Source organism: Romboutsia sp. 13368 (assembly GCF_018336475.1).
GTDB lineage: Bacteria > Bacillota > Clostridia > Peptostreptococcales > Peptostreptococcaceae > Romboutsia.
In genome coordinates, this window is sequence record NZ_CP048741.1 from 1,730,212 (window position 1) to 1,736,490 (window position 6,279).

General features: G+C 25.4%; 5 protein-coding genes and 1 other annotated feature. Of the genes, 3 read left to right on the forward strand and 2 right to left on the reverse strand.

The window, feature by feature from the left end:
* The first annotated feature begins 157 nt into the window (after window positions 1–157).
* Window positions 158–2,071: an ABC-F family ATP-binding cassette domain-containing protein gene (locus G3997_RS07030; RefSeq protein ID WP_296644834.1), complete on the forward strand. Its 1,914-nt coding sequence runs from the start codon at window positions 158–160 to the stop codon at window positions 2,069–2,071.
* Between the two features lie 37 nt (window positions 2,072–2,108).
* Here the strand turns inward: G3997_RS07030 and G3997_RS07035 are convergent, their stop codons facing one another.
* Window positions 2,109–2,924, reverse strand: a complete 816-nt coding sequence (locus tag G3997_RS07035; RefSeq protein ID WP_296644836.1) for a tetratricopeptide repeat protein — start codon at window positions 2,922–2,924, stop codon at window positions 2,109–2,111.
* A gap of 189 nt (window positions 2,925–3,113) precedes the next feature.
* Window positions 3,114–3,330 (forward strand) — a binding site (T-box leader).
* Between the two features lie 61 nt (window positions 3,331–3,391).
* Here G3997_RS07035 and G3997_RS07040 point away from each other — a divergent pair.
* Together G3997_RS07040 and G3997_RS07045 are read left to right on the forward strand one after the other, a co-directional pair.
* The gene (locus tag G3997_RS07040; protein WP_296644838.1) at window positions 3,392–4,774 is read left to right on the forward strand and encodes a YjiH family protein; all 1,383 of its coding nucleotides are present in this window, start codon (window positions 3,392–3,394) and stop codon (window positions 4,772–4,774) included.
* A gap of 122 nt (window positions 4,775–4,896) precedes the next feature.
* Window positions 4,897–5,535: an isochorismatase family cysteine hydrolase gene (locus G3997_RS07045; protein ID WP_296644840.1), complete on the forward strand. Its 639-nt coding sequence runs from the start codon at window positions 4,897–4,899 to the stop codon at window positions 5,533–5,535.
* A gap of 34 nt (window positions 5,536–5,569) precedes the next feature.
* Here G3997_RS07045 and G3997_RS07050 read toward each other — a convergent pair whose 3' ends face one another.
* Entirely contained in the window at window positions 5,570–6,160 is a 591-nt protein-coding gene (locus G3997_RS07050) for a DUF3867 domain-containing protein (protein WP_296644842.1), read from the reverse strand.
* Window positions 6,161–6,279 lie beyond the last annotated feature (119 nt).

Here is a 6,279-nt window from a genome sequence, read left to right on the forward strand (position 1 = left end):
AATATTTTTATAGTATATTACAGTCTAAAATAGATTATTAAAATTATTATATGTGATGATTTATATGATACTTTATAAAATATAATGGAACTAGTAAAAATCTAGGTATTCCAAACTATTAAATTAAAAAAATTTAAATTAAAATATAGGTGATATTATGAATTTAATGACATTAGAAAATATAAGTAAGAGTTATTCAGAAAAAGTCTTACTTAAAAATATTTCACTAGGAATTAATGAAGGCGAAAAAATAGGTATTATCGGAGTTAATGGTACAGGTAAATCAACTCTATTAAAAATAATAGCTGGTGCTGAAGTTTGTGATGATGGTACTATTACAAAGGCTAATAGAGTTAGAGTTGAATATTTACCTCAAAGTCCAGACTATAACGAAGATTTTACAGTTTTACAACAGGTATTTAAGGGAACTTCTAATGAAATGAAACTTTTATTAGAGTATCAAGAAACTCTTGATTTATTATCTAAAAATTATGATGATAATTTAAATAATAAGCTTATCTCTTTACAAGAAAAAATAGATACTCTTAACCTTTGGGATTTAGAAAGTGAAGCTAAAACAGTTTTAACTAAACTTGGTATAACTGACTTTAGTCAAAAAGTAAAAGAATTATCTGGAGGTCAAAGAAAAAGAGTTTCATTAGCATCTGCTCTTATAACTCCTTGTGAATTATTGGTGTTAGATGAACCTACTAACCACTTAGATAATGATACTATTGATTATTTAGAAGAATATTTAAATTCAAGAAAAGGTTCATTAATCATGATAACTCATGATAGATACTTCTTAGATAGAGTTTCTAATAGAATAATAGAACTTGATAAAGGTAGACTATTTAGCTATGATGGCAACTACTCTGTATTCTTAGAAAAGAAAATGGAAAGATTAGCTCTTGAATCTAGTATGGAGGAAAAGAGACAAAATTTAATAAGAAAAGAACTAGCTTGGGTAAAGCGTGGAGCCAAAGCTCGTACTACAAAACAAAAAGCTAGACTTCAAAGATTTGATGAATTAGTAAATAAAGATACCTATACTCCTGATGAAAAAATGGATATATCTGTTGGTTCTACAAGACTTGGTAAAAAAATAATTGAAATGCATCATATATCTAAAAAGTTTGATAATAAGGTTCTTATTGATGACTTAGATTATACTATAGCTCGTACTGATAGAATTGGTATTATAGGTAAAAATGGTATGGGTAAGTCTACACTTATCAAGATATTAAATGGTGAAATTCTACCTGATAGCGGACATATAGAAATTGGTGAAACTGTTAAAATAGGTTGTTTTAGCCAAGATGATTCTCATATGCATCCTGAAATGAGAGCAATTGATTATGTAAAAGAAGCTAGTGATTATATAGAAACTGCTGATGGAACTAAAATATCTGCATCTCAAATGTGTGAAAAATTCTTATTTAATTCTACTATGCAATATAGCTTTATAGGTAATTTATCTGGTGGGGAAAGACGTAGACTTCATCTTCTTAGAACATTAATGCTTGCACCTAATGTACTTTTACTAGATGAGCCTACAAATGATTTAGATATAGCTACCCTTAATATATTAGAGGATTATTTAGATGAATTTAGTGGTATTGTTATTACAGTTTCTCATGATAGATATTTCTTAGATAGAATATGCAATAAAATATTCGCTTATGAAGGAATAGGTAAAATACATATATTTACTGGAAATTATAGTGATTACAGTATATATAGAGAAATTCAAGGAATTGAATTTAAAGAGGAAGCTAAGGAAACAATAGAAAAAATATCCGCTAAGAAAGAAAAACCTAAACCAAATAAAAAATTAAAATTTACTTATAATGAACAACGTGAATTTGAAACTATAGATAGTGATATAGAAAAGCTTGAACAAAAAATAGAAAAACTTGAAGCTGATTCTGTTAAATTTGCAACTGACTTTGTTAAACTTCAAGAAATACTTAATGAAAAAGCTAATGCTGAGTCTGAGCTTGAACATAAATACGAAAGATGGGAATATTTAAATAATTTAGCTGAAGAAATTGAGAATTCTAAAAATTAAGAGTTATCCTTATGGATAACTCTTATTTAATATAAATTTATATTTTATCAGTTATATCAAAACTATATATAATATGGTCAATTACATCTTCATATATAGGTTCTAAATACTTATCTACCATTACCCTCAAATCATAAACGCCTTTTTTCCCTTTCGATACAAATATATATTCACATGTTCCATCTATACCTTCTCCACATATAAGCTTTCCATTACAATTTCCATTATTAAAATTCACAGATTCTATACATCCCATATTATTTGCTACTCTATCTAAATCTACACAATAGGACATATTTTCTGGTATTTCTATTAAGAAAACTTGCATTTTTATGTTAAATATAACATCTCCATCAAAGCTATCTATAGCTACCGCATCAAAACAATTTTTATTTTTAGGGTCTAATTTAACCCAATCTATTGGAATATCTATAGTAAATCCTAAATCACTTATTTTATTTTCAAATTCAAGTTCTATATCTTTATTTAAACTTTTATTTTCTTCATATCTAAGTTCTCTTAATAAAAGTCCTGCTCTTTTAAATCCATTTTTATATGCTTTCATAAGATATTCTTTAGCTTTAACTTTATCTTGTTTTATACCTAATCCTTCTTTCAATAATCTCCCTAATTCATATTGAGCTTGAGAGTTTTCATTATCTGCACATCTCTTTAAATATATAATTGCATTTTCATAGTCTTCTTCCTCCAAAAGCTCTAATCCTCTATCAAAATCATTTATGTTATATCCTTGCTCTTCTAAAGTCTTTCTAATTATTTCTTGTTGAAATTTTAATTCTCTTTCTCGTTTTTGCTCGCTAAACATTTCTTTAAATATATTATTTATAGCCATATCATCACCCCATACCTGTTGACCTTATAATATTATATTATTTAAATTTTTAATTTGTGTTACGAAATACATTCTTTTAAATATTATCTACGGTTTAAATTATATATTTAATTTTAATTTTCAAATAATTTAAATAAATTGTTGACTTTTATTYAGACTTAATTTAATATATTAGAAAAAGTAAATATATTAAATTCAGTGATAAAGAGAGTAAATTAAGTGGATTTTATAGAGAGCCAAGGATGGTGGAAGCTTGGTAATGAAGTTTAATGGAAGAGAGCTTTTGAGAATGTTACTTGAAACTAAGTATGGTAACAGGCTATCTAGCCTTAACAGATTTGAGTGAATAAAGCATATTTATATGTTTTATTAATTAGAGTGGTAACGCGGATATTTCGTCTCTTGGTTTTTAACCAAGAGACTTTTTTATTTTAGTTTTAATATTATTTTATATAAGGAGGAGTTTTATGGAAAAAACTATTATATCTACAAATGAAAATCAAAATAAAAATTTATTCAAATTTTTAATACCGTCATTATTTGGACTATTATTATTTGTAATACCACTTCCATATGGTAGCTTATTTAAACTTGAGGGTTTATCTCCAGTTAACATAGGGATTGGTTTCTTAGCTGAATTAATAAAAATATTTTTAGCTGACTATCTTGTAAATATAGCATTAGTAGTTATACTTACATCTGCTGTATTATCTGTTATTAGTAAATTTATAAATATAAAAAATGAATTTATAAAAAATTTATTAAATGTATCTCCACTATGGTTATCATTTAGATTATTAGGAGCATTATTTATATTTATGACAGTATTTAAAGTTGGTCCTGAAATTATACATTCAGAACTTACTGGTGAAGTTGTTCTTGGATTACTACCTAGCTTACTTGCAATATTTTTAGTATCTGGATTTTTATTACCACTAGTTGTTGACTTTGGACTTATGGATTTACTTGGAACTTTAGTATCTAAATATATGTACAAATTATTTAAAGTTCCTGGTCGTGCTGCTGTAGATACAATTTCATCTTGGCTTGGAGATGGTACTTTAGGAATAATTATTACCGATACTCAATATAAACAAGGTTTTTACACTGCTAAAGAAGCTTGTATAATATCTGTTTGTTTCTCTTTAGTCTCATTACCATTTTCAACAGTTATTGCTGATCAATTAGGATTTATGCCACTGTTTGTTCCATTTTATTTAACAGTATGTGTAGCATCACTAGCTTGTGCTTTAATTATGCCTCGTATATATCCGTTAAATAAAGTAAAAAATACTACATATAATAATGTTAAACATTTAAAAGAAGATTTAGTTCCAGAAGGAGTTAATATATTTAAATTTGGTTTTGAAAAAGCAATGGATAGAGCTTCTACTGCTCCATCATTCAAAGATATCATAATAAATGGATTCAAAACTGTAGTAGATATGTACTTAGCACTTTTACCACTTGTTATGGCTTGGGGTACTTTATCTTTAATGGTTGCAGAATTTACTCCATTTTTCAACATTATATCTATACCAGTAGTATTTATACTTGAATTATTAGGTATACCTGATGCAGCAGCTGCTGCACCTGCTGTTTTAGTTGGATTTACAGATATGTTCTTGCCATCAATAATGGTATCTGGGGATGGAATAAGCCAAATAACACAATTTATAATAGGTGCATTATCTATAACTCAATTAATCTATTTAACAGAAACTGGAGCTGTTATATTAAAGTCAGATATACCGCTTAAGTTAAAAGACTTATTTATATTATTTATAGTACGTACATTAATAGCATTGCCTATAATAACTATTATCTCTAAATTAATATTTAGTATATAAATTACATATAAAAAGCTATTTTTATTTATAAAAATAGCTTTTTTATATTTATAGTAGTATTGACTTAATAAAAATTATTATGTAAAATTTGGTTAAAATAAGTATTGGGAGAGTGTTTATATATGAATAATTTATTAAATGAATTAAATATTTTAAAAAATAACTTGGATAAATTACCTATAAAAAATATATCTGATTTAGATTTAAATAGAACAGAATTATTTATAGTAGATATTAATAATGGATTTGCAAAAGAAGGTTCTCTTTATTCTCCTAGAATAGAAAATCTTATAAGTCCTATAGTTGAGTTTACAAAATCAATATCAAAAGATGTAAAAAATATAATAGCATTTACTGATTATCACACTTTTGATTCTATAGAACTTCTAAGTTATCCTAGTCACTGTATTGAAAATACAGTTGAGTGTGAAATAGTAGATGAACTTAAAAATATAGAAAATTTAAAAATAATAAAGAAAAATTCAACTAATGGTTTTTTTGCTCTAGAAGATATAAACTTTGAAAATACTGATAATATAATTATAGTTGGAGATTGTACAGATATATGTATATATCAATTATCTATAACACTAAAATCTTATTTTAATCAACATAATATCAATAAGAATATTATCGTTCCTATAAATTTAGTAGATACATACCATACAGATAATGTTCATCCAGCTGATCTATTAAATATAGTATTTTTTAATAGTATGATTCAAAATGGAATCGAAGTTGTAAAATATATAAATTATTAAAAAAATACCATCTCAAATTTGAGATGGTATTTTTTTAATAATCATACCCTGTATAATTTTCACATAAAACTACTCTTATTTTTTTATTAAACATATTTTTATATGCTAATAAAAATTCATTTAATTCTGCATCCATAAGATTTATTTTTTTACTACTACAAAGCATTACTTTTTCTTCATCTATAATTACTTCAATTTCATTTGCATCATTCTTTATATATGTAGTTATACAACTTTTGGGACTTATTTTACTGCCATACTTTTCATAAAATCCTGCACTTTTTTTAATGGCTTCTATATTTTCAGCATTTATATTATTTAAATCTATATTACTCATGTTTGCCATAGAAGGATCTATTCCAAAGTTTTTTAATTGTCTTTCCACTTCTTCAGAATCCATACCGTATCTTTCCATAAATTTTTTCTGTATATTCATAAACTTCTCTTGAGATATATTATTATCTTTCATATAATCAAATATTTTTCTTGAAAATTCAGCCATTGTCATACTACCATCCATAACAGAGAAGTATAGATTGTATATATATTGTTCAAATTTATCCACATCTGAATCTTTTACCTTGTTTTTTAAATCATTAAAATCAATTACTCTATCGTCAGACATATTTTTTCCTCCTAGCTAAAATTCTACTTGTATAAAATTATATCACACTTCTATTATTAAATTTGTAGATTTTTATAATAATATTATTATTTACTTCATTTATTTTTTACTACTARTAA